The sequence below is a fragment of the Staphylococcus sp. Marseille-Q1834 genome (genome assembly GCF_916858875.1).
GTDB classification, from domain to species: domain Bacteria; phylum Bacillota; class Bacilli; order Staphylococcales; family Staphylococcaceae; genus Staphylococcus; species Staphylococcus pragensis.
Map to the genome: position 1 here is coordinate 642,329 of NZ_CAKASN010000001.1, position 24,240 is coordinate 666,568.

The following is a 24,240-nucleotide window of genomic DNA, read 5'->3' on the forward strand; positions in this document are numbered from 1 at the left end:
TATTTCTACATTCGAACCGTTTCTTTATGAAAAAAGAAAGCAAATTTTTAAAAACATCCCATACTTTTCAGAGTAAAAATAATTAATATAAAATGAAGTCTACACTAATTTATAAGTTAAGTATAGTTATAATAATGTAAACAACACTTAATGCATTATTAGTTAAAAATCTTTAATTATTTACTATAAATTTCAGGTTTTAATGTTCCGATGTATGGTAAATTACGATAGTGTTCAGCGTAATCTAAGCCATAACCTACAACGAATTCGTCAGGAATCTTCTTACCTACATATTTCGCTTCAATATCTGCTTTACGACGGTTTGGTTTGTCTAATAATGTCACGATTTCTAAAGAATTAACTTTACGTGATTGAAGTAATTCAGTAATTGATTTTAAAGTTGTACCAGTTTCTAAAATATCTTCAATAATTAACACGTCTTTATTTTCAATAGAAGAACCTAAGTCTTTTAAGATTTGAACTTCTCCAGTAGATTCTGTACCACCGTGGTAACTTGAAACGTCCATAAAATCAATAGCTAAATGTGTATCAATGCGTTTGATTAAGTCAGCCATAAACATAACAGAACCTTTTAAGATACCTACACATACAAGCGGTTTATCTTTATAGTCGCGAGTAATTTGCTCACCTAATTCCTTACAAATCGTTTGAATATCCTCTTCTGTTAATAAAATACTTTTTAAATCGTCCTTCATTTATCATTCATCTCCAATTTTTTAATATCTATATTATTTTTATAATTTGTTTTTATATATAAATGACCCACCGCAATAATAGTATGTTGTTGGTCTTCAATCAATGGCATATTTTCACGTTCATCGTTACTCACTTTATTATCAATGAATAAGCGACTGACTTTTTTATGACCTTCACGTCCATTCATCTTAATTTTATCTCCGTTACGACGTGTACGAATCGTTAAAGGCCACTCCCAGCAAGCGTTTTGAGCATGAATGGTGATGACATATTTTCCGAAATAATAAGTTCCAGGTTGTGTCACCACTTGCGCTTTGAGTGCAGGTGTTTCTTTTTTAGCCATTATTATAAATTTATCATAAGCAATTTGAATTATCCATGTTTCAGAAAGAGTAATCTCAATTTGTGCGACACGACTATTAATTTGTTCAAACCACTCTTCATAATTTTTTTCTGACAATGAAACCCGCAAATGGATAGACTCAAACAACTGATCCAATAATACCATTTTAGTTATATTGTCCAATTGATTAAAAGCATTTCGTGAAAATTGAATACGTGTACGCGCCGTGTTGATTGCAACTTCATGTTGAGTAAATTCATTCACACGTTGGCGTGTATGTTGTAATTGTATATCGTGCCAGGCTTTTAATTTTAATAACTGAGCTGTATCGAGGTCTACATTGTCATCTATAGAAGGTAAAAGTCGATTGCGAATATCATTACGCGCGTATTTATTGTCACTATTTGAAGCATCTTCATAGTAAGGAACCTGATGTAATTGTTGGTAACTATGAATGTAAGATTTATACGTATTTAATAATGGCCGACATAATTTATAATGTCCGCGCCATGACATGTCATCCATGCCAAGTGAACTACGTGTGGACCTTCCAGTAAATATACGATAAAAAATCGTTTCTAGTTGATCATTTAAATGATGAGCGGTTAATAAAACGTCCGCTTCGAGTTGCTGCATCATCTTATCAAACCATGTATACCGTTGTTGTCTGGCATCTGCTTGAATACTTCTCCCTTGTTGCACTAGCTCAGATAAATCTAAGTGTTTTACATAACAAGGCACTTCATGTTGAGCGCAAAAGTGACGAATAAATTCTTCTTCTTGTTGCGAGGCTTCTCTTAAACCATGGTTAATATGTAAACATGAGATACGCGCATAAGTATGGGAAAGATCATAGATTAAGCTATGTAAAAGACACATGCTATCTATACCAGTGGATACTGCGATGACAATATGGTCTTTTTTATCCCATAGTGATGTATTTACTTCCACTTTGTCGACCTCCTACTTCTTTCTTTAACCTTTACAACTGGATGCTATTATCAAAAAAAGGAGTGGGACTGAATTCTAAATATAGAATTCGTGATCCCACCCCGCACAGATAATAAATACCAGAAGTCGATTACCTGTTGCGCACATAAACTATACCTTTTATTTTTTAAAGCATACATGCTCGTATCATATAGCTATAGTTTAACTTTGACCTCTAGAGTATATTCAAATTAACGTCTTGAACCTTTACCGCCACGTCTTGATTCAGTTTGGCGTTTAATTGAAGTTAATTTATCTTCACTATCTTTCAAGAAGTTACTTAATTTCTTTTCAAAATCTTCACCTTTTTGTTGAGGTGTTTTATTTTGATGAGATTTATGATGTGGTCTGCGTGGACGATCTTTCGCTTTTTTAATTGAAAGACTGATTTTACCGTCTTCAGCAATTGATAAAACTTTTACTTCAACTTCGTCTCCAACTGATAAATGGTCTTCTACATTCTCAACATAGTTATCAGCTACTTCACTGATATGAACTAAGCCGCTTTTCCCTTCAGGTAACTCTACGAACGCACCAAATTTTTTGATACCAGTAACTTTACCTTTTAGCTTATTTCCTACTTCGATTGACATATTCTAAATAAATCCTCCCGATTTTGATTCGATTTTAACCTTATTATATTCCTGTTTTAATATTTTCACAATGCTATACAATGATTATTTTGTACAAGATAACCATCACTATTTTCTAACTATCTTCCAATTATCTAGTTGCTATCGGAGGATTGAGAATCTGATGATTTCTTATCATTTGGTAATTTAAATATCACTTCACCTTTATTACTCAAGTAATAATCATCTCTTGCGATTTTTTCGATATAATCTTTATCATTTAAATTATTGAGTTCTTCTTTTAATGCTAATTCTTCATCTTGTTTCTTTTGGAATTGCTCTTCTTTATGTTTACGTTCAACAGCTGCTTGCTCATTACTGTGTTTTTGGACGACAAGCATGATAGATAGAATAAGGATAATGGCTAACAATAAGCCTCCAAAGACTGTAATACGACGACGTACCACACGCATCTTTTTTTGTTGACGTCTTTTCTTACGATTTCTCTCAGAGGTATACTGGTTACCAATATTTTCCACCTTATTACTCATAGCTTGCCACCTCCTTCAATCTATTCTTCATTGAATTCATTGTTAATACGTTCTTCTTTAATCAAATCATACATACCTTTGGCATTTTCTTTCGATGCATGTTCACTTAAACCTGTAACTTTCACAGTAACGCGTTTTTGACCGAAACGAATTACTAATTCGTCTTCTAATTTTACGTCTGTACCCGCTTTGGCTACGTTGCCATTGACTGTGATACGACCTTGGTCGCTGATTTCTTTCGCTAATGTACGACGTTTCACTAGTCGTGATACTTTTAAATATTTATCTAATCTCATGAATTACGCTCCCCTTGTTGTAAGAAATTTCTAAGGGTTTCTTCATCAAAATCCTTATTTTTTGTTTTATCATACAATGACATGAAATGGTCTGCAAATACTTTCTCGAATTTTACGCGTGGCGTTTTGCCTTCTTTACTTTTCGCTGTAGCCCAAATATCATTCAAGTCGTCAATCGATTCCGCTTCTTCTTCTCCGAAAATGTGTGGATGACGACGTATCATCTTCGCATTTAAACTTTCAATGATTTCTTTAATATCCATGTAGCCTTCTTTTTTACCAATACTTGCATGTAATAACACTTGCAACAAGATATCGCCGAGTTCTTCAATCATGTGCCAATCATCTTCATTGTCTATAGCTTCAAATAGTTCGAAACTTTCTTCAATTAAATAGCGTTTTAACGACTCATGCGTTTGAACGCGGTCCCATGGACAACCATTCTCGTCGTCTACTAAGCGGTCAATTGTCTGAACTGCGAAATCGAAGTCTTGGTACATCGCTTCATCATCTGTTACTTTAGGCACGAAAACGCTCGTTAAATTATTAAAAATGGCTTCGTCTCGGTCTAACTCGAACAATGGTACTTCTACTACATTAGCACCTGTACTATGAGCGCCGGTTACAACTTTAACTAACATATCATCTGGATAACGTTCCATTAATGTAATTTTAATATCAGCGGCAACCATAGCACTATAGACTTGAGTAATAAGGGTATGCGTGCGAATGTTTAACACATTTTCAGATAAAGCAGTTCCATCTAATAAAGTGAAACCATCGTTAGGATCTTCATCAATCGCTGCAAATACATCATCGATAAAGCTTTTACCACCTAACACTTTAACATCTACATCGTCATGAGTTGCGCTATATTCAAGCAATTTAGCTGTTGTCGTTTCTGCCACACGAGGATGGCCTGGTACTGCATAAACAATATCATCTGTCGCAGCTTTCTCGATCAATGTATCTACAATTTGTTGATAGACTGACGCGAAGTCATCGTTATTCTCATAAATACTGTCGAAACTTTCAAATGTTAATTCATTCTGTAAGCTAGCAATTACTGGATGATCAACTGTACGTGCATAAATATGTTGCTGTTCTTTAAGGAAACGATAGATACCAAGCGGTAAATCATCTATATCATAGTTCCCTAAACCAACAATTGTAATTGTGTGTGTCATGAACGTCTTCCTTTCTTCATAAGATAGAGTTTATCACCGAACGGTAAGTGTTTAAGTTCTTTATATCCTAAAATGTTCATATACATAACTAAGGCGAGTAAAACACCAACACCAATAACGGCTACAATTAGAAGTTCTACCAGTCCACCTAAACGTCCAACGGGTGGCATAATATACATCACGCATTGAACTACAAGTGACATGATAGCTAAAGCGACTAGTGTCTTTAATATAAAATAGCGCATGCGATTAAAACGATAATGTTTTATTACTTCAATGTGTAAAACAATGCCAAATAAAATAAGTGAAACCACAGTACTGATACTTGCGCCTACAATGCCGAAGTGATGAATAAGTACAATATTCAGTATAGTTTTAGATATCAATCCTATTATAACGCCAATGATTATTGGACGAATACGATTAAATACTTGTAGTAAAGCAATATCCATCATGATAAGCGACACGCATATCACTGTTAACATATAAAATCCTAATGTGAAACTTAGGCTATCTGTTTTGAAGAAGACATGGTTCATAATAGGCAATAAATTAATCAATCCGACACCTGCCGCCGCACTGATCAAAATTGTAATTTTAAGTGAAGCGTTCGCGTAGCGATTCATTTGCACTCTATTATGGTCTTCAATCGCTTGTGTTAACAATGGAATGAGTACAAAGCTAAATGTAGTTGTAACAATAAGTCCCATCTGAATGAAAGAGGCACCTCGATCGTATATCCCTTTTTGCATAATAGCTTGTTTGAATTGAAGTCCAAATGACTGTAAGGTATGAACGACTGTGAAGCTATCTATAAATTGCCACATGATGAGTAATAGCTGACTTAGGGCAAAGATGACGGTAGCTATTAGTAGTTGTTTCCACGGGATATGGTTTGTTGGGTTCTGCCTTTTCAAAGGGAAAGGCTTGGTGAACATTAGGTATAGGCTTGAGCCTAGGAATCCTAGTGCTGAGGCTAGGATGGCGAGTGTGCCGGCTTGGTATATGGTCCAGTGTTTCAGCGTGAATAGTGCGATGGCAATGATGATGATGCCAACGCGGATGAATTGTTCTATTACCTGGGAAATGGCAGGTATGTGCATGTGTTGTCTGCTTTGATAGTAGCCGCGAAATACGCCGAGTACGCCGATGAAGAGGTAGCTTAGGCTTGCCATTCTCAGCATGGGTGCAAGGTGTGGATCGCCCATGAGTCTCGCGATGGGATGAGCTAGGACTAGGATGATGGCGAAGATGGCCAATCCTAGTATTTGGAATCCGATAATCACTCTGGAAAAGGCAGAGGCCTGACCGTTGCTACCTAGTGTTTGTGTGACGGCGCTTGGGATGGCATTCATTGACAGGATCATGCCTAATGCAACGATTGGATAAATCTGTTGATAGGCATAGAGTCCAGTATCGCCAAGTACATTTTGATATGGGACACGGTAAATGGCGCTTAAGATTTTCACGATGACGAGTGCTAAGGTGAGTACGACTACTCCATTGAAGGCAGCATGTTGCTGAGATGACTCTGTCAATGATGCTTGGTTCGTTGATTTCTTGTTAATTGTCGGTGATGCTGATGGTGGTGCTTGTGTTGATTGGTGTTTAGAGTTCATGTTCAATAACCATGCTTCCTTCTAAGCATTTAACTAAGAATTTCAGATTCTCGAGCCATTGTTTCGATTTCGTTAAAGTGATGTGCATTTTACCTTCTTTTACGCCGAGTTTCATTGCGCGTCCTAAAGGTTGGATTTGTTTAAATAGTTCTTCACCATTAATTTGTTCTGTACCTTTCGCTGATAAGAAGACTTCAATTTGCTTGCCTTTATCTTTGATTAGCGTCACACCTGCATGTAAGGCATGTATTTTAATTTCTACCATTTCTAATAGGCGTTCTACTTCTACTGGATAATCGTTGAAACGATCGATTAATTCGTCTTTGATATCGAAAAGTTGTTCTTCTGTTTCTACTTTACGTAGCTTTTTATAAATTTCAATTTTAGCTTGTTCATTTTGAATATATTGCGCTGGTAGGTAAGCATCAAGATGTAATTCCATTTCGACTTCTGGTGCATCAGGCGCTTCTTCTTTGATGCCGCGTTTTTCATTAACGGCTTCTTCAAGCATTTGTGAGTACAAGTCGAAACCGACTGAGTCGATGAAGCCATGTTGTTGTTTACCTAACAAGTTACCTGCGCCACGGATGTTTAAGTCACGCATTGCAATCTTAAATCCTGAACCTAATTCAGTAAATTCTTTAATGGCTTGTAAACGTTCTTCGGCAGTTTCAGTTAATACTTTGTTTGCTGAATGTAAAAAATAGGCATAACCGATACGACTTGAACGTCCTACGCGTCCACGTAATTGATACAGCTGACTTAAACCAAAGCGATCCGCTTCTTCAATAATTAATGTATTGGCATTTGGTACGTCGACCCCTGTTTCAATAATGGTTGTAGTAACTAAAATATCATATTCGCCATTGATGAAACTTAACATGGTTTCTTCAAGGTCACGCTCAGTCATTTGACCATGTGCGACCGCAATGTTAGCTTCTGGCATTAACATTTGGAGTTGCTCACGCTTTTCGTAAATCGATTGTACTTTGTTATAAAGGTAGAACACTTGTCCATCACGTGACAATTCTCGTTCTAAGGCTTCTTTTATAAAGTTACTATTCTGTTCAAGGACATAAGTTTGTACAGGGAAGCGGTTCTCTGGTGGTGTTTCAATCACTGATAAGTCACGTACCCCTAGCATACTCATGTGCAATGTTCTAGGAATTGGCGTAGCTGTAAGTGTTAATACATCGACATTGGTTTTTAATGTTTTAATACGTTCTTTATGACGTACACCGAAACGTTGTTCTTCATCGACAATCAGTAAACCTAAATCTTTATATTGAATATCTTTACTCAATAGTTTGTGGGTGCCGACAACGATGTCCACGTAACCAGACTTCAAGCCTTCTTTCGTTTCTCTTACTTCTTTTGCAGAGCGGAAACGACTTATAAGTTCAATTTGGACTGGGAAATCCTGCATACGCTCAATTAATGTTTCATAATGTTGCTGCGCTAAAATTGTAGTTGGCACTAGGAACGCCACTTGTTTCCCTTCCATCACTGCTTTAAAGGCTGCACGAACGGCTACTTCTGTTTTACCGTAACCTACGTCACCACAAAGTAAGCGATCCATAGGACGTTCACGTTCCATGTCGCCTTTGATTTCTTCAATTGATTTCGCTTGGTCTGGTGTTAATTCGTAAGGGAAGTCCATTTCAAACGCGGTTTGTTCTGCCGTATCTTCTCCATATTGATAGCCAACAGACATTTCACGTTCTTTATAAAGCGCGATAAGTTCATCTGCAATGTCTTCAACACTTTGTTGAACTTTCGCTTTCGTTTTCTTCCATTCAGAACCGCCTAATTTATTAAGACGCGGTGATTTATCTTCCGAAGCGACATATTTTTGAACTTGATCCATTTGATCAACAGGTACAAATAATTGGTCCGTACCTTTATATTGCAATTTAATATAGTCGCGGTGCACGTCGCCAACTTCAAGCGTTTCCACACCTAAATAACGGCCTACACCATGATGTACGTGAACAATATAGTCACCTACATTTAAATCTTGGTAAGATTTAATCTTTTCAGCGTTAGACATCGTTTTCGTACGTTTACGTTGCTTTTTCTGTTTCGTTTTGAAAAGCTCTCGCTCAGTAATCACGACCAATTGCATATACGGAAGTTCGTAACCTTCAGATAAACTACCTTCTGTGACGATAGCTTGGCCACTTTGAACTTCACTATGAATATTTGTCACGGTAGGAATATGCATTTCATTTAACATCGATTGAATACGGTCGACTTTCGTTTCCGTTTCGACAAGTACGACAATTGTATAATCATTATGAACATATCGTTGGAATTCAGAACGCATGATATCGTATTGACCATAAAATTGTTGTACGGGTTTACATGAGAACTTAATAATGTGTTGTAACCTTACTGGCATTGAAGACGTAAATAATGTGAAATAAGTGACAGGATATTGTCCAATAAGCGTTTCAAAGCCATCATATTGCATGAATGATTGTCCGATAAAACCATTACCACTTTCAATTAGATTTTGGATAAAATCATCCACTTCAGTAGTTAATGTCTTCTCAGTTTCTTTAATACGATTATACTCGTCGGCTACTATGATGGCGTCCTTTTCAAAATAATCAATAAGCGTAGACGGCTTCTCATACATAAATGCCACCAGACGACGTAATAATTGATGATCGAAAAATGTCGATTCAAATAATTTGAAACTTTCGTAAGTTTCCTTCAAATCATTACGGACGGATTTATCGATTTTAGGACGTGTATGTTCATAAGCGGCTTGCAACTCTGTTTGAAGATGTTGAATGACTTCATCAGTAATCACGTAATCGCTCGCAGTTGTAATATCAACGCTTTCAATATTGTCATTTGAACGTTGAGTTTCAACGTCAAAATCACGAATCGAATCTACTTCTGTATCAAATAATTCAATTCTAACCGGCTGTCCTATTAATGGATAAATATCGATAATGCCCCCGCGTAGAGAGAATTCACCAATATGAGATACGACGCTTTCACGACGATAACCCATATTAACCAGTTTATTTAATAAACCGTCGACATCAATATCATCACCAACGTTTAGCGTGATTTGATGGTCTTTCCACATATCTACTGGTGTGAGCCATTTTTTCAAACCATTTAATGGAACGATAAATAACCCTTTCTCATTATGAGCTAAGGCAGTTAACGTGCGTACACGTTCACTCATAAGTTGAGGGCTTTGCGTTGAGAATTCTTCCGTCATAATATCTTGAACTGGATATTTATAAACTTCTGAACTATCTACATATTGTAAGATGTCTGTTTCTAACTTATCTGCTTGATATAAATTATTTGTAATTAATAACATTTGGCGCTGATCACTGAGATACTTTTCAGCGATAATCGTCGCTTTTGCCGAGGGAGAGAGGCCTGTTACGAGAATATTCTCTTGGCCGAAGACTTGGTCGAGTTCCTGGAATCGTTTATCTTTCTGAATATAATCTGAAATGATGGTTCTCAATTGACTTCTCCATTATATTCATTCATCACATGGTCAAAGCGTGAACTTTCAATAAATGATTCTACCGCTTGTGCAGCATGTTCAATCACTTTCTCCATTGTTATCATTTCATCTTTTGAAAATTTCTGTAATACATAATCCGGAACTGACATACCGTTCGTTGGTCTCCCTACACCAATACGAATACGTTTAAATTGATCGGTACCAAGATGTTTAATGATGGATTTCATACCGTTATGACCGCCAGCACTTCCTTTTTGACGCAAGCGAATGTGACCTTGAGATAAATCTAAATCATCATAAAGAACAATTAAATCTTCTACATCAACATTATAGTAATCCATTAAAGGCCCTACTGCTTCTCCTGACAAATTCATCATTGTCATCGGTTCGATAAATAGAACTTTATCGCCATTAAGGTGTTCAATCGTATAAGCACCTTTAAACTTTTGTTTATCTAATGAAAAGTGATGTTTCTCTAAAAGATAATCAATCACTTCAAAGCCGATATTGTGTCTTGTTAGTTCGAAACGTTTACCTATATTTCCAAGACCCACAATACATTTCATACGTGCAACCTCCAATGTGTTTTAATAGACGTTTTCACCAGTTCAGATGTCCGTCATATTGATTAATCATTATTCTATAACATTCCCTATCATAACACAAAAAAGGAGTGGAACAGAATTCATTGTTCCACCCTTACAAAGATCTCTAGAGCTAAGAACAGCTTACATATAAGTGTCTCCTCAACTCAGTTCACTACTGTGAATTTACCTTGTAGTTTTAAAATATTATCTTTTATCCTAGATTCTTAAAAAACAAATTATCATTTGTTAAATTATCCAATATGATAATAATCCGATGAACTATTCTTGAATTTATAGATAACTCACAAAGGAACAGACTATGAAGAACTTAAATGCGCATACACTTACGTAAGTAGTTCTAAAATGGATAATGAAACGTAGTTGAGTGACGCCTGAGGGAACAGGATGAGTGTTGAGACCAAGGCTCAACCCAGCCCCCTAGGCAAGCATCTCAACTTAAGTGAAATGATCATCCATTTAAGAACTACTTTAGAGACAGCACCCCTGGAAAGTGAAACAACTTAAACGAGTGAATATCTATCTAAGAACTACTTTACGACCCATTCCCCTAAAAAACATGCGCATAAAAAAACTGCCCACAAAGTCTGAGACTTTGTCGACAGTTTGAGACGAATTATTCTTCGTCTTTATTTTCTTCGTCTTCGCTATCTTCTTTTTCTTCGCCAGCAACTTCTGGTTCTTCAGTTGCAGCTTCACCTTCCATAGCTTCGATTTCCTCTTCACTTGGTTCGTCAGTTGGAGGTACTACTGTTACTACAGATTCTTCAGGATCGTTTTCGATAGTGAAGTCACCAGATACTTTGATATCAGCAACTGAGTAGCTATCATTGATTTGTAATTCAGTGATGTCTACTTCGATTGCTTCAGGAATATTTTCTGGAGTAGCTGTAACTTCTAAGTCGAATAATGGTTGTTCAACTACGCCGCCTTCTTTAGCGCCAGCAGCTTCACCAACTAAGTGAACTGGTACTTCAACAGTACGTTCTTCAGTCATGTTGATTGCTAAGAAGTCGATGTGTGTAATTTGGTTTTTAAGTGGATCAAATTGATAATCTGATACCATTACTTTAATTGTTTTAGAACCTACGCCTAAATCAATTACACCGTTACGTCCAACTTCACGAATAACTTTGATGAATTCAACTTCATCAACTTTAACTGAAGTATTTCTAGTACCGTAACCATAAACTACTGCAGGTACTTTACCTGTGTTACGTAATTTTTTAAGGTCAGAACGAGTTTGTTTACCTTGACGGATGATTGACTTTAATGAAGCCATTCGTATTTCCACCTTTCATAATTAAAGTTTTGACACGTACTATTATCTGACAACATCTGTCTATATGTGATGCTCTCATATATAAATAAATGGTCTAAACTTATCCTCACTTACCCATCAACTTAAAAAGTTGCTTGCAAGTGTTTATTAGTTCGTAAAACCACGAACGAATGTATTATACACGGTTGGAAATGAGAAGTCAAACGCATTTGTAAATTTTAGTCAAATAATACACTCACTGATTCTCTTTCGTATACGCGAATAATTGCTTGTGCTAATAATCCAGCTACAGATAATTCTTTTGTGTTTGCTGGTTTGCGACTATCGTCAAGTAAAATTGAGTTAGTCACGATTAATTCTTTAATTGCTGAATTTTCGATACGCTCTTTAGCAGGGCCTGATAAAACAGGGTGTGTACAACATGCATAAACTTCTTTAGCACCTTTATCTTTAAGAGCTTGTGCAGCTAATGTGATTGTACCTGCTGTATCAATAATGTCGTCAATAATAATCGCTGTACGGCCTTGAATATCACCAACAATATTCATAACTTCAGCTACGTTTGGTTTTGGACGACGTTTATCAATAATCGCAATCGGAGTTTTTAAAATGTCAGCTAATTTACGTGCACGTGTTACACCACCATGGTCAGGTGAAACAACTACGCATTCTTCTGGATTAATGTTAGGGTCATTTTCAAAATGTTGACCAATAATAGGTACGCCCATTAAGTGGTCGATTGGAATATCAAAGAATCCTTGGATTTGAGGCGCATGTAAATCTAATGCGATCATACGATTTGCACCAGCTGTTTCAATTAAATTAGCTACTAATTTCGCTGTAATAGGTTCACGGCTACGTGCTTTTCTATCTTGACGTGCATAACCATAATAAGGAACTACAATATTAATATTCGCTGCAGATGCACGTTTACAAGCATCAATCATAATTAATAATTCCATTAAATGTAAGTTAACAGGGTATGACGTTGGTTGAATAATGAAGACATCACAACCACGAATACTTTCTTCGATATTAATTTGAATTTCACCATCACTGAAGCGTTTTACAGAACATTTACCTAATTCAATCCCTACTCGATCAGCAACTTCTTGTGCTAATGGTTCATTCCCTTTTAAAGAGAAAATCTTTAAAGATGAATTTTTGTATTCATTATTTAACATTTATAGTCCTCCAATTTTTTACTTAGACACTCTTATTATATAAAAAATCAATAACTTTTACTATGTTCAACAAAAAAACTAAAAAAGAAGTTCTTTATATTATTAAAAAACTATTTTTTAACATAGCCTTCTTTAGTGACTTGACGCGCACGAGCAAGTGCTAAGCTATCTTGTGGAATATCGTCTGTAATCGTAGATCCTGCTGCAATTAACGAGCCATCGCCAACAGTTACCGGTGCTACTAAGTTTGTATTACATCCGATAAATGCATCTTTGCCAACCGTTGTCTTAAATTTATTAACACCATCGTAGTTAACCGTAATAGAACCGCAACCAATGTTCGTACGTTCACCAATTTCAGCGTCACCAATGTAACTTAAGTGAGATACTTTCGCACCGTCTTTGAGTTCTGCTTTTTTCACTTCTACGAAATTACCTACTTTAACTTCATTGCCTAAATTTGAGCCTGGACGTAATTGAGCAAATGGACCTACTTTTGTTTTATCGCCAACTACTGAATCATTAATTACAGATTGTTTAATGTCAACATGTGAACCAATCTGACTATTATTGATTTCTGAGTATTGACCAATCACTGTTTCTTCACCGATTTTAGTTGTACCATTGATGCGCACACCGGGTTCGATAATTGTATCCATACCAATTTCCACATCTGGTCCAATAAATGTAGTCGTAGGGTCGATAATTGTTACGCCATTTCTCATATGTTGAATGTTAATGCGTTGTTGTAACGCTTTTTCTGCATTACTTAGCATCACACGATCATTCACACCCATAATTTCGTTAAAGTCATCCGTATGATAAACTTCTGCGATACCTTTATCTTCTAAAATTAAGGCAATCACATCAGGCAAGTAGTATTCACCTTGGGCATTATCATTTTTAACTTGAGCAAGCTTTTCAAATAAAACTTTATTATCAAATGCAAAAATACCTGAACTAATTTCAGTTAAACGTTTCTCTTCTTCTGTCGCATCTTTTTCTTCTACGATACGGCTAAGTTGATTGTTGTCATCGCGTACAATGCGTCCATAACCAAATGGAATTTGAGCCGTAGCAGATAACACCGTTGCTTGTGCTTTAGATTGTTCATGATGTTCAATTAATTTATTTAATGTTTCAGCTGTAATTAAAGGTGTGTCACCACATACAACTAGAGTTGTGCCTTCTTTATTTTCTAAATGCTCTTGTGCCATTTTAACCGCGTGTGCCGTTCCTAGTTGTTCTTCTTGATAACTATATAACGATTGATCACCCAAAGTTTCTTTTACTTGGTCCGCGCCATGACCTACAATTGTTACAATTTGGTCTACGCCTGCGCGTTTTACATTTGTTAGTACATGGTCAATCATTGATTTGCCAGCAACTTTATGTAGCACTTTATATTGTTTTGATTTCATTCTTGTGCCTTTACCAGCTGCTAATATTACCGCGTTTCTTTGCATGAATGGTAACCCTCCAATAATTTTTACACTTCATAGTTATTATAATTTAACTCAACTTCGAGTTTCAATATAGGAAATAAACAGAAAACTAATTTGATACAAAAAGACTTCGTCTCCTCGACTTTTATTCTCATTTTTAAAATATCTTTATGTACTCATCTTTTCATAAAAAAACAGGCTCAACAAAACGTGCGCTGAACCTGTGGAAAATTTATATATTTGATTAAGCTTCGTCTGATTCTTCTGATGAAGCGTTTTTATCAGGAATAACTTCATCTGTTTCGTCATATACTTTCATAACGGCATCTTGAATCTCTTGTCTCATGTCAGAGTTGATTGGATGCGCGATATCACGGAATTCACCATCTGGTGTACGTTTACTTGGCATAGCAACGAAAAGACCTGAGTTACCTTCAATTACACGTAAATCATGAATTACAAAAGCTTCATCAAGTGTAATTGAAACAAGTGCTTTCATTCTACCATCTGTTTGTATTTTTCTAAGTCTTACATCTGTCACTTTCATGCAGTGAGCCCCCCTGGTATATATCTTTGATTGGTTAGAAGCTTGACAATTGCTTAATTAAGAAAATTATATTCCTTTAACTTTACCTACTACTTCAATTTCAACTTTAACGTCTTTAGGTAAACGTGCAACCTCTACGCAGCTACGCGCTGGTTGATGTTCACTAAAGTAACTTCCATAAACTTCGTTAATTTGTTGAAATTCATTCATGTCAGAAATAAAGATAGTTGCTTTAACAACAGATTCTAAATCTGAACCCGCTTCTTCAAGTACAACTGATAAATTTTCAAGTACTTGTTTTGTTTGTTCTTTTACATCATCGCTAACAATATTTCCATCAGTATCTAATGGAATTTGGCCTGATGTAAATACTAAATTGTTCACGACCATTGCGTGTGAATATGGTCCTAAAGCTTCTGGTGCTTTATTTGCATTAATTGTTTTCATGCTGTAAAAACTCCTTTTACGAAAATTTAGACAAACTATTGCCAGGTTCTACTTTAAATTCCTGATTATATTCATCAACATCTGATAATTTGACTAAAGAAGTATAATCCTCAATCAATCTTTGTTTAACTTCTTTCGATTCTACAAGTACAGATACCCCTTTTACGTGTGCCTTAAACTCATTCATAAGATTCATCACACCATTAATTGAGCCACCTGCTCTCATAAAATCATCTACAACGAGAACATTTGAATTTTCAGCTAATGTTCGTTTAGAAAGTACCATAGTTTCTATTTTTCGAGATGAACCTGAAACATAATTGATAGATACAGTAGAACCTTCAGTGACTTTGTTATCTTTTCTAATTACCACTACAGGTAAATTTAATACGTTCGCTACTGCATTGGCAAGTGATATCCCTTTTGTGGCAATCGTCACGACAGCATCTAGCTTCTCATCCATATAAATACTTGCGATTAATTTACCTACTTTATTTAATAAAGAAGGATTGCCAACTAAGTCAGATAAGAATAAATAACCACCTGGCAATAAGCGTTCTTTCTCTTGTAGTAAGGCAATAATTTCATCAATGATCTCTGTAGCTTCCTCTTTACTCATCATTGGTTTATACGTTACCCCACCGCTTGCGCCGGCAGTTGTAATCACTGTTCCTAACTTTTCTTTTTGGAAAGTGTTCTTAATAATTTGAACGTCTTCGCTAATTGAGGACTTTGCTTGTTTAAATTTTTTTACGAAAAATGTTAAAGGTATTAACTGATTTGGATGATTCATTAAATATTGTGTCATAAAGACGATACGTTCGCTTCTTTTATACCTCATAAGTTCAACCCTTCTATCCTAGTAATCTAACTAAATATACTTCATTACAACAGCCATTGACTGCATTATAAACTTTCTTCGCTTGACTTTCCTTTTGTGCAAGCGCATAAACTGTAGGCCCACTTCCGCTCATAAGTGCGCCGTCTGCACCACATTGCAACATATTATTTTTTATCTTTTCAATTTCAGGATGCAATGACATTGAAACAGGCTCTAAACGATTAGATAAGCTTTGGCACAACCTTTGATAATCGCCATCATTAATCGCCTCTTCACACATCTTCGTATGTACATGATGCGCATAATTTAAATTAAGTGCTTTAAATATATCCGGTGAAGAAATCCCTAAGTCTGGTTTAGCTAAGACCACCCATGCAGATGGTGGTTTATTTAAAAACGTAATCTTTTCTCCTCTACCCGTGCATATAGCAGTTTTATTATATATACAAAACGGAATGTCTGTACCGATTTGTATACCTAATTCACTTAATTCATCTAAAGGTCTATTGAGATTATATAAACGGTTCATGCCTCGCATGGTAGCAGCAGCATCAGCAGAACCTCCTGCTAATCCAGCTGACACTGGGATATCTTTATCAATCGTGATAGTTACACCATGCGTTAAATCATATGTATCCATCATAAATTTAGCAGCCCGATAAGCAAGATTTTTATGATCATTTGGAACATAATTATGCTCTATATCTACAACAATTTTTTTATCATTTCTTTTTTGAAAAGAAAGGCGATCATTTAAATCCACAGTTGTCATGACCATCGCAATTTCATGATATCCATCATCTCTTTTGAAAAGTGTATCGAGCGTCAAATTTATCTTGGCAGGTGCCGTTTCATATATCATTTTTCCGCCCTCTCTTCATCAATAGTAATAAGATGATTTTAACATAAAGACTTAAAATATTTGATAGATACACCATAAATTTATGTAAAATCTTAATGTAAGCCATTTTAAATTCTCTTAATATACGTTTTCTACGATGAATAACAATATTAATATAAATAGTGCGTAAAATTTTATGTAAAATAGTCTTTTTGAGTTTTTATTTTAAAAAAACAGCAATAATGAAAAAGAGCATTGAACTCAATTTAAGCCCAATACTCAATCATTTTTATTATAGAGTTTGCATAACACTGAACTACTCTATGTTTATTATGTTCAAATTAGTGTGCAACTGCTTCTTGATGATTATCCTCTTCAAATGAAACTTGTACGTTCTCTGTAAGAACATCCGTATATGTATACGAAACTCTTTCAAAATTATGCTTATCTTGGTCTAATTCAACAATGAATACTGAAGGATATGTTTCTTTTAACACACCACAACGTTCAATTGTTTTTTTACGACCCCCGTTGGCTTTTAGTACAATACGATTTCCTAAATGACAATCAATAGAATTTTTGATGTCCAAAATTGATTTTGGCATATTGCTCCACCTCGCTACAAGTTACATAATACCACATTTTGTAGCAATTTGTCAAATAAAATTTAAATTTTATCAGTGTAAAAGCGCTTTGTCAACAATTTAATTTTCTAATTCTGGGAAATTTTTCTTTTCTTCATACAAACGTGCAAAATCTTGTATTGAAAGTGTTTCACCACGTCTTTTAGGATCGATATCTGCTTGTTCAAGCCATTTTGAGATAATTTCTTTTAATTTTTTGCCGTCTTTAAAGAAGTTCTGGTAATTATTATTTATTGTTTTACGTCGCTGTGCGAACGCTGCTTTAGCAAGTTTAAAGAAAGCTTGTTCATCATCGACTTTAACAAGTGGCGTTTCTCGTTGCATTAACTTCACTACAATAGAATCCACATTGGGTGGCGGCATAAAGACAGATTTTGGCACAGTTAATACTTTGCTCGTTTCTGTATAATATTGCGTGACGATAGATAAAGAGCCATACGCCTTTGTGCCTACTTCAGCATTTAAACGTTCGCCGACTTCTTTTTGCATCATTACTACATAGCCATCAATAGGAATATCTTGTTGCATTAAGTTAAGCAGGATAGGTGTTGTAATATAATATGGCAAGTTAGCCACAACCATAATTTTATCGCAGTCATTTAAATGCGTTTCCACTGCTTTCGCTATATCCGCTTTTAATATATCCTCATTGATGATAGTTACATTGTCATAGGGTGCAAGTGTATCTTTAAGTACAGGAATTAAACGTTGATCGATTTCAAATGACATTACCTTTTTTGCATGTTTAGCCAATTGCTCTGTTAAAGACCCCATACCTGGCCCTACTTCAATCACGCCAGTCGTTTTATCGATTTGGCTTGCATCAATAATTTTATGAATAATATTTACATCTATTAAAAAGTTTTGTCCTAAACTTTTTTTGAAATTAAAACCATATTGATTTAATAGTTCTTTCGTTCGAGAAGGTGTTGCAATGTCTTTTCTTTCCACCTTTTATTCACTCTCCTTATCCATTGATAAAGCTTTACGTACATCCATTTCAGTATAGCCGAATGCATTAAGTTTTTTTAGTAATTGTTTGCCATTTGAATGTCCAATATGCAGTTTTTGACCTAATATTTCTCTTTTACGTCTTGCATCTTTACCGATAATCAATCCTAAATCGATGAGCACACTTTTATCGATAGTTTCGTGTGCTTCTTCAAACGGTGAACTGACATGCATGAGGGCTTCTCTAATATCTTCTGGATGTGCATGTTCAATGCCAATCTTTCCTCGTTTATTTTTAGCTTTTTCGCGGTCAATATATGCATGTTTAACACCCTTAACATGCTCCGTGATAGTGTTTCTAATTTTATCTCCTGGAAAATCAGGATCTGTTAACACAATCACACCTCGAGTTTCTTGTGCATTTTGAATAACAGCTAGTGTTTCCTTGTTAATGGCACTTCCATTCGTTTCAATCGTGTCACATTCTACTGCTGACTTAACACGTTCCGTATCATCTCTACCTTCTACTACGATAAATTCATTTATCTTCATAATTGATTATCATTACCTTTCAAGCTATTTCATCATTCTTTTAACTTTTCAAAAATAAAAAATGAGAAAGATGCTGGCATTTATATCGTGATATCCTCATAAAATGATACCACGACATCACTTGTTCAACATCTTTCTCACAGCAATTTATTGATTTAAATTAAATAATCGTTCTGCATTCTCAGTCGTTTGACGGCATACTTCTTCGTATGTCATATCACGTAATTCAGCGATTTGTTGAGCAACAAGTGTCACTCTTTCAGGTTCATTACGTTTACCTCTATAAGGATGTGGCGATAAATAAGGCGCATCTGTCTCCACAAGCAATCTATCCATCGGCACATGCTTCGCTACTTCTTTCGGTTGTTTAGCATTTTTAAATGTCACAGGGCCACCTAAAGATACGTAGAAGTTCAATTTATTAATGACTACATCTGCAATTTCAGGAGAACCACTAAAGCTGTGCATAATGCCTCCAACTTCTTCAGCATGTTCTTCCATTAAAATATCTACGCAATCTTGAGTCGCTTCACGATTATGGATAATAATAGGTAATTTCACTCTTTTAGCGAGTGCAATTTGTTTTCTAAATACTTCTTTTTGAACATCGGCAGGCGATTTGTCCCAATGGTAATCAAGACCCATTTCGCCAATACCAATAATTTTAGGATGCTGTGCTAATTGTTCAATCCACTCAAGGCGCTCTTCAGTGAAATCAATCGCATCAACAGGATGCCAACCGATAATGCCGTAAATAAAGTCATATTTATCGATTAATTCCATCGCACGTTCAATCGTAGGTGTATCAAATCCAACCACAAACATGCGATCTACACCTGCTTCTCTAGCACGAGAAATAACTTCTTCTAAATCTTCATTATATTGCTCATCATTTAAGTGAACATGTGTATCGATTAACATTCTATCTCTCCTAACGTTCAAGGCTGGCCAAAAGACGTCATCTTTGTGACTCAGCCTCTTTATATTTTTATCGACAAGTCAGTTCTATTTTACAATCGCACCATTTGGAATAGCGCTTGGTAAGCTTACTAAAGTTAAAACGCCATCTTTTTCAGCAGATAAAATCATACCTTCAGATTTTTGGCCCATTAATTTAGCTGGTTTCAAGTTAGTAACGACTGCCACTTTCTTACCAACGATATCTTCTGGACGATAAAACTTAGCAATACCTGAAACGATTTGACGTTGTTCATTACCTAAATCGATTTGAATTTTTAATAATTTATCAGATTTAGGAACATTTTCAGCTTCAGTAATCGTTGCTGCTTTAATTTCAACTTTATCAAAGTCTTTAATATCAATTTGTGCTTTACCTGGTACTGCCTCTTCTTCAGTTGCTGCTGGTTGATCTGGTTGCATAGATTCTTTAATATACGCAATTTCAGCTTCAGTATCTAATCTTGGGAAGATAGGCGTTGGTTTTTCAGTAACCATAATTGGTTGTTTCAACGCGCCGTAGCTTTCAAGGCTAGCTAATTCGAATAATTCAGGATTATTAATATTTAATTGTTTAAAGATTTCTCTTGGAGCATTAGTTAAGAATGGACGTAATAACACTGCTGCGAAGCGAATATTCTCAACTAAATGAGCCATTACATTGCCAAGCATATCTTTTTGGCTATCATCTTTAGCTAATACCCATGGTGTTGTTTCATCAATATATTTATTTGTACGGCTAATGAATTTCCAAACAGTTGATAAAGCAACTGAAAATTGGAAGCTTTCCATATTCTCATTGAAGTTTTTCATTGTTTCAAGCGCAAGTGCTTCCATATCTTCATCTAATTCATGTTTTGGACCTTCATAAGCTGGAAGTTCACCTTGGAAATATTTGTTAATCATAGAAATCGTACGGTTCACTAAGTTACCTAAGTCATTTGCTAAATCATAGTTTGTACGTTCTACAAAGGCTTCTGGTGTGAACACACCGTCTGAACCAAATGGTAATTCACGCATTAAATAATAACGTGTAGCATCTAAACCATAACGATCAATTAATACGTTAGGGTCTACTACGTTACCTTTTGATTTACTCATTTTACCGTCTTTCATTAAAATCCAACCATGTGCAAAGACTTTCTTAGGAAGCGGTAAATCTAAAGCCATTAATAAGATTGGCCAAATAATAGAGTGGAAACGTACAATTTCTTTCGCCATTAAATGCACATCTGCTGGCCAATATTTTTGGAATAATTCATCATCATCTGATAAATAGCCTAATGCTGAGATGTAGTTAACTAATGCATCAATCCATACATAAACAACGTGTTTAGGATTTGAAGGTACACGAACACCCCAGTCAAATGATGTACGTGAAACTGCTAAATCTTCTAAACCAGGTTTAATAAAGTTGTTAATCATTTCATTCTTTCTTGAAGGTGGTTGAATGAAATCAGGATTTGCATCGTAAAATTCTAATAAACGGTCTGTATACTTATTAATATTAAAGAAATAACTTTCCTCTTTAACTAATTCCACTTCATGACCTGAATCAGGGCTTTTACCGCCAACAATTTTTCCATCTTCATAGACAGGGTCTACAAGTTGCGATTCAGTGTAATATGTTTCGTCAGGAACTGAATACCATCCTTCATATTCACCAAGGTAGATATCACCTTGTTTTAATAAACGCTCGAATACTTTTTCAACCACTAGTTTATGGCGTTCTTCAGTTGTTCTAATGAAGTCATCATTAGAGATTTCTAATTTTTTCCATAAACTTTTAATGCCGTTGATCATTTCATCAAGATATTCTAATTCTGTTTTACCAGCTTTTTGCGCTTTTTCTTGAATCTTTTGACCGTGTTCGTCCGTACCCGTTAAATAACGCACGTCGTAACCTTGCATACGTTTATAACGTGCAATTACGTCACCTGCAACCGTTGAATATGCGTGGCCGATATGTAAATTACCACTAGGATAATAAATAGGGGTTGTAATATAAAATGTTTCTTTCGCCATCAATGGTCCTCCTCTTCCTATATAACATGATGCTTAATATCATGTAAGCCCACTTTAAAGACTTATAAGTTAATGTTTTTCGTTACATTTCAATTATAACTCATATATTAAATTTATTGTCGTATCTTATTAACATTACCACAAATTGATTATATTATGGAATATTTCAAGCCCTTTTTTGAAGGTCTATTTTTGAAAATGATTGTCTCTCTTATCCTGATTTCTACACCACAAAGTTATTTAATTTCATGATAAATATCATATACTTCGCCCGTCTTCATATGACGGTCTTCAGCTACTAATTTAATCGCTTTTTTAGGTTTCAAATTCTGTTCAGTAATATAATGGTTAACATGTTCTTCAATAGACAATGACTCAAACCATTGTTCTGTTTCAAGCGGTTTCGCACCTTCAATAAGAATGACAAACTCACCTTTTTGTGGAATCTCTTCCTTGTCAAAAGCAGCGAGTAACGTTTCCGCTTCTTGCATAACAATTTGTTCAAACTTCTTCGTTAGCTCTCGTCCTACAGCTACACGTCTTGAAGCATCTACTTTCATAATAGCTTTTAAAGTTTCTGTTACTCTAAATGGTGACTCATAAATAATTAACGTGCTATCTTGATACATTCTTTCTTGTAGAACCTCTATTTTTTCTTTTTCCTTACGTGGTAAGAAACCTAAGAACGTATACGTAAACGATGGTAGACCACTCGCCATAAGTGCTGTTAACCCTGCGTTAGGGCCAGGCACTGTTTCCACTGAAATATGATGTTGATGTGCTTCAACGACTAATTCATAACCTGGATCACTTATTAATGGCAAACCTGCATCTGATACTAAAGCAATATCATTTCCTTCATTCAATAAATTAATTAAATATGCTGTTTGTTGTTCTTTATTATGCTCATGATACGATTTTAACGGTGTTTGAATATCATAATGGTGACATAACTTCTTCGTTACTCTTGTATCTTCACATGCTATAACATCTACATTTTTTAACGTTTCAATCGCTCGAAATGTAATATCACCTAAATTACCTATCGGCGTGCCCACTAAATATAAAGTCGCCATCTGCATTCTCCTCAATTAATTTTAATTTTTGTTGTCTTGTGAAGGTCTTTATTTCGTATTCTCTACGCATGGCTTCTGATTTCGAAGTGTACGTTTCTTGATAAACTAACTCTACTGGCCGTCTTGTTTTAGTATATTTGGCCCCTTTTCCAGCATTATGGGTTGCTACACGTGCATCAACATCTTTCGCGTACCCAGTATATAAACTATTATCTTTACATTTTACAATATAGACATAATGGTTATCCATAATACACTTCTCTCATTTCATCACTATATTCCCCATCACTATTGTAGATATAAAAAGGAGGCGCAATTTCTAGCCCTGGTTTGCCATTCATACGTCCTTCCACTACAATTGTGACCGCTGATTTATTTACCTTACTATAAACAAACACTACTTTTTTAGGCTCAATACCAGCCTTGCGCATTTCCGTTAAGACGTCCATCAGTCTATCCGCTCGATGTACCATCATTAGACGGCCACCTTGTTTTAATAAATGACGGGCAGCTAACATGCAATCTTCTAACGTACACATAATTTCATGACGCGCAATTTTGTGCGCTTCTTTTTGATGTTGATGGAGCTGGTTCTCTTTAAAGTAAGGGGGATTGCAAGTAACGAGTGTATATTGTGATGGTTTAAAATAGCGATATACCTCTTTTAAATCCAAATGATGCATCTTCAAACGATGGTTGAGTTGATTATACTCATAGCTACGACGCGCCATATCTACAAGTTTCTCTTGAATCTCAACACTTTCAATCATTTGTGTACCCTTCGCAGACAATAATAATGAAATCACACCATTACCAGCACATAAGTCTAAAATCTTGTCCTTTTTTCTCACTTCAGTAAAATGCCCTAATAATAACGCATCGGTTGAAAAAGAGAACACATCATCATTTTGAATTATTTTTAAATCTTCTTTTATTAATTCATCCAATCTTTCTTGATCTTTCAGCATATATTTACTCCTAAAAAAGAGATGTCTTTACAACACACTTAATAAACAACTCGTGTTGAAATCCATCTCTGTCTATTAGAAACTGGCATAAACCTCTA

General features: G+C 35.4%; 24 protein-coding genes. All 24 read right to left on the minus strand.

The features are described from left to right. Nucleotides 1-176 precede the first annotated feature (176 nt). Nucleotides 177-716, minus strand: a complete 540-nt coding sequence (hpt, locus tag LIX58_RS03300; RefSeq protein ID WP_103365378.1) for a hypoxanthine phosphoribosyltransferase — start codon at nt 714-716, stop codon at nt 177-179. Further along, the gene (tilS, locus tag LIX58_RS03305) at nt 713-2,011 is read right to left on the minus strand and encodes a tRNA lysidine(34) synthetase TilS (protein ID WP_126566299.1); all 1,299 of its coding nucleotides are present in this window, start codon (nt 2,009-2,011) and stop codon (nt 713-715) included. The genes hpt and tilS overlap by 4 nt, the downstream gene beginning before the upstream one ends. 230 nt (nt 2,012-2,241) lie before the next feature. Next, the gene (locus tag LIX58_RS03310) at nt 2,242-2,643 is read right to left on the minus strand and encodes a S1 domain-containing RNA-binding protein (RefSeq protein WP_126566298.1); all 402 of its coding nucleotides are present in this window, start codon (nt 2,641-2,643) and stop codon (nt 2,242-2,244) included. Nucleotides 2,644-2,777: 134 nt separating this feature from the next. After that, the gene (gene divIC, locus LIX58_RS03315; RefSeq protein WP_126566297.1) at nt 2,778-3,173 is read right to left on the minus strand and encodes a cell division protein DivIC; all 396 of its coding nucleotides are present in this window, start codon (nt 3,171-3,173) and stop codon (nt 2,778-2,780) included. A gap of 20 nt (nt 3,174-3,193) precedes the next feature. Further along, nucleotides 3,194-3,469, minus strand: a complete 276-nt coding sequence (locus LIX58_RS03320) for an RNA-binding S4 domain-containing protein (protein WP_126566296.1) — start codon at nt 3,467-3,469, stop codon at nt 3,194-3,196. Then, a complete protein-coding gene (locus LIX58_RS03325; protein WP_154838397.1) occupies nt 3,466-4,656 on the minus strand; it encodes a MazG nucleotide pyrophosphohydrolase domain-containing protein in 1,191 nt (396 codons plus the stop codon). Before LIX58_RS03325 ends, LIX58_RS03320 begins: the two co-directional genes overlap by 4 nt. Beyond that, complete coding sequence (locus LIX58_RS03330; protein ID WP_413470811.1) at nt 4,653-6,194, minus strand: oligosaccharide flippase family protein; 1,542 nt, start codon at nt 6,192-6,194, stop codon at nt 4,653-4,655. The genes LIX58_RS03325 and LIX58_RS03330 overlap by 4 nt, the downstream gene beginning before the upstream one ends. A gap of 70 nt (nt 6,195-6,264) precedes the next feature. Continuing rightward, nucleotides 6,265-9,774, minus strand: coding sequence for a transcription-repair coupling factor (mfd, locus tag LIX58_RS03335; RefSeq protein ID WP_154838398.1), 3,510 nt, complete (start codon nt 9,772-9,774; stop codon nt 6,265-6,267). Then, nucleotides 9,771-10,343: an aminoacyl-tRNA hydrolase gene (pth, locus tag LIX58_RS03340; protein WP_126566293.1), complete on the minus strand. Its 573-nt coding sequence runs from the start codon at nt 10,341-10,343 to the stop codon at nt 9,771-9,773. The genes mfd and pth overlap by 4 nt, the downstream gene beginning before the upstream one ends. 655 nt (nt 10,344-10,998) lie before the next feature. Beyond that, nucleotides 10,999-11,664, minus strand: coding sequence for a 50S ribosomal protein L25/general stress protein Ctc (locus tag LIX58_RS03345; protein WP_126566292.1), 666 nt, complete (start codon nt 11,662-11,664; stop codon nt 10,999-11,001). A gap of 218 nt (nt 11,665-11,882) precedes the next feature. Further along, nucleotides 11,883-12,848: a ribose-phosphate diphosphokinase gene (locus tag LIX58_RS03350; protein WP_154838400.1), complete on the minus strand. Its 966-nt coding sequence runs from the start codon at nt 12,846-12,848 to the stop codon at nt 11,883-11,885. 110 nt (nt 12,849-12,958) lie between these two features. Beyond that, nucleotides 12,959-14,314: a bifunctional UDP-N-acetylglucosamine diphosphorylase/glucosamine-1-phosphate N-acetyltransferase GlmU gene (gene glmU, locus LIX58_RS03355; protein WP_154838401.1), complete on the minus strand. Its 1,356-nt coding sequence runs from the start codon at nt 14,312-14,314 to the stop codon at nt 12,959-12,961. Between the two features lie 223 nt (nt 14,315-14,537). Then, complete coding sequence (spoVG, locus tag LIX58_RS03360; RefSeq protein ID WP_103298613.1) at nt 14,538-14,840, minus strand: septation regulator SpoVG; 303 nt, start codon at nt 14,838-14,840, stop codon at nt 14,538-14,540. A 66-nt stretch (nt 14,841-14,906) separates the two neighbouring features. Then, on the minus strand, nt 14,907-15,287 hold the full coding sequence (locus tag LIX58_RS03365) for a RidA family protein (protein WP_154838402.1): 381 nt from the start codon (nt 15,285-15,287) through the stop codon (nt 14,907-14,909). 16 nt (nt 15,288-15,303) lie between these two features. Continuing rightward, entirely contained in the window at nt 15,304-16,128 is an 825-nt protein-coding gene (purR, locus tag LIX58_RS03370; RefSeq protein WP_126566284.1) for a pur operon repressor, read from the minus strand. Between the two features lie 13 nt (nt 16,129-16,141). Next, the gene (ispE, locus tag LIX58_RS03375; RefSeq protein WP_154838403.1) at nt 16,142-16,990 is read right to left on the minus strand and encodes a 4-(cytidine 5'-diphospho)-2-C-methyl-D-erythritol kinase; all 849 of its coding nucleotides are present in this window, start codon (nt 16,988-16,990) and stop codon (nt 16,142-16,144) included. 320 nt (nt 16,991-17,310) lie between these two features. Beyond that, the gene (gene veg / locus LIX58_RS03380; RefSeq protein WP_002461480.1) at nt 17,311-17,574 is read right to left on the minus strand and encodes a biofilm formation stimulator Veg; all 264 of its coding nucleotides are present in this window, start codon (nt 17,572-17,574) and stop codon (nt 17,311-17,313) included. 99 nt (nt 17,575-17,673) lie between these two features. Beyond that, nucleotides 17,674-18,564 carry a 16S rRNA (adenine(1518)-N(6)/adenine(1519)-N(6))-dimethyltransferase RsmA gene (gene rsmA / locus LIX58_RS03385; RefSeq protein ID WP_154838404.1) on the minus strand — a complete coding sequence of 297 codons (891 nt, stop codon included), beginning with the start codon at nt 18,562-18,564 and terminating at the stop codon, nt 17,674-17,676. A gap of 3 nt (nt 18,565-18,567) precedes the next feature. Further along, entirely contained in the window at nt 18,568-19,116 is a 549-nt protein-coding gene (gene rnmV, locus LIX58_RS03390) for a ribonuclease M5 (protein ID WP_154838405.1), read from the minus strand. 147 nt (nt 19,117-19,263) lie between these two features. Beyond that, the gene (locus tag LIX58_RS03395) at nt 19,264-20,037 is read right to left on the minus strand and encodes a TatD family hydrolase (protein WP_103298607.1); all 774 of its coding nucleotides are present in this window, start codon (nt 20,035-20,037) and stop codon (nt 19,264-19,266) included. Between the two features lie 84 nt (nt 20,038-20,121). Continuing rightward, a complete protein-coding gene (metG, locus tag LIX58_RS03400; RefSeq protein WP_226386074.1) occupies nt 20,122-22,098 on the minus strand; it encodes a methionine--tRNA ligase in 1,977 nt (658 codons plus the stop codon). 236 nt (nt 22,099-22,334) lie between these two features. Beyond that, a complete protein-coding gene (gene rsmI / locus LIX58_RS03405) occupies nt 22,335-23,174 on the minus strand; it encodes a 16S rRNA (cytidine(1402)-2'-O)-methyltransferase (RefSeq protein WP_126566274.1) in 840 nt (279 codons plus the stop codon). Continuing rightward, nucleotides 23,137-23,424 carry a GIY-YIG nuclease family protein gene (locus LIX58_RS03410; protein ID WP_154838407.1) on the minus strand — a complete coding sequence of 96 codons (288 nt, stop codon included), beginning with the start codon at nt 23,422-23,424 and terminating at the stop codon, nt 23,137-23,139. The genes rsmI and LIX58_RS03410 overlap by 38 nt, the downstream gene beginning before the upstream one ends. Beyond that, nucleotides 23,417-24,142 (minus strand): tRNA1(Val) (adenine(37)-N6)-methyltransferase, encoded by a 726-nt coding sequence (locus tag LIX58_RS03415; RefSeq protein WP_126566270.1) that lies wholly within the window; start codon nt 24,140-24,142, stop codon nt 23,417-23,419. The genes LIX58_RS03410 and LIX58_RS03415 overlap by 8 nt, the downstream gene beginning before the upstream one ends. Between the last annotated feature and the right edge of the window lie 98 nt (nt 24,143-24,240).

What these genes read in the sequence shown, in the direction of transcription:
- hpt (WP_103365378.1), bottom strand. Translation starts at nt 716, where the DNA reads ATGAAGGACGATTTAAAAAGTATTTTATTAACAGAAGAGGATATTCAA.
- LIX58_RS03310 (WP_126566298.1), bottom strand. Translation starts at nt 2,643, where the DNA reads ATGTCAATCGAAGTAGGAAATAAGCTAAAAGGTAAAGTTACTGGTATC.
- divIC (WP_126566297.1), bottom strand. Translation starts at nt 3,173, where the DNA reads ATGAGTAATAAGGTGGAAAATATTGGTAACCAGTATACCTCTGAGAGA.
- LIX58_RS03320 (WP_126566296.1), bottom strand. Translation starts at nt 3,469, where the DNA reads ATGAGATTAGATAAATATTTAAAAGTATCACGACTAGTGAAACGTCGT.
- LIX58_RS03325 (WP_154838397.1), bottom strand. Translation starts at nt 4,656, where the DNA reads ATGACACACACAATTACAATTGTTGGTTTAGGGAACTATGATATAGAT.
- pth (WP_126566293.1), bottom strand. Translation starts at nt 10,343, where the DNA reads ATGAAATGTATTGTGGGTCTTGGAAATATAGGTAAACGTTTCGAACTA.
- LIX58_RS03345 (WP_126566292.1), bottom strand. Translation starts at nt 11,664, where the DNA reads ATGGCTTCATTAAAGTCAATCATCCGTCAAGGTAAACAAACTCGTTCT.
- LIX58_RS03350 (WP_154838400.1), bottom strand. Translation starts at nt 12,848, where the DNA reads ATGTTAAATAATGAATACAAAAATTCATCTTTAAAGATTTTCTCTTTA.
- glmU (WP_154838401.1), bottom strand. Translation starts at nt 14,314, where the DNA reads ATGCAAAGAAACGCGGTAATATTAGCAGCTGGTAAAGGCACAAGAATG.
- spoVG (WP_103298613.1), bottom strand. Translation starts at nt 14,840, where the DNA reads ATGAAAGTGACAGATGTAAGACTTAGAAAAATACAAACAGATGGTAGA.
- LIX58_RS03365 (WP_154838402.1), bottom strand. Translation starts at nt 15,287, where the DNA reads ATGAAAACAATTAATGCAAATAAAGCACCAGAAGCTTTAGGACCATAT.
- purR (WP_126566284.1), bottom strand. Translation starts at nt 16,128, where the DNA reads ATGAGGTATAAAAGAAGCGAACGTATCGTCTTTATGACACAATATTTA.
- ispE (WP_154838403.1), bottom strand. Translation starts at nt 16,990, where the DNA reads ATGATATATGAAACGGCACCTGCCAAGATAAATTTGACGCTCGATACA.
- veg (WP_002461480.1), bottom strand. Translation starts at nt 17,574, where the DNA reads ATGCCAAAATCAATTTTGGACATCAAAAATTCTATTGATTGTCATTTA.
- rnmV (WP_154838405.1), bottom strand. Translation starts at nt 19,116, where the DNA reads ATGAAGATAAATGAATTTATCGTAGTAGAAGGTAGAGATGATACGGAA.
- LIX58_RS03395 (WP_103298607.1), bottom strand. Translation starts at nt 20,037, where the DNA reads ATGTTAATCGATACACATGTTCACTTAAATGATGAGCAATATAATGAA.
- metG (WP_226386074.1), bottom strand. Translation starts at nt 22,098, where the DNA reads ATGGCGAAAGAAACATTTTATATTACAACCCCTATTTATTATCCTAGT.
- rsmI (WP_126566274.1), bottom strand. Translation starts at nt 23,174, where the DNA reads ATGGCGACTTTATATTTAGTGGGCACGCCGATAGGTAATTTAGGTGAT.
- LIX58_RS03410 (WP_154838407.1), bottom strand. Translation starts at nt 23,424, where the DNA reads ATGGATAACCATTATGTCTATATTGTAAAATGTAAAGATAATAGTTTA.
- LIX58_RS03415 (WP_126566270.1), bottom strand. Translation starts at nt 24,142, where the DNA reads ATGCTGAAAGATCAAGAAAGATTGGATGAATTAATAAAAGAAGATTTA.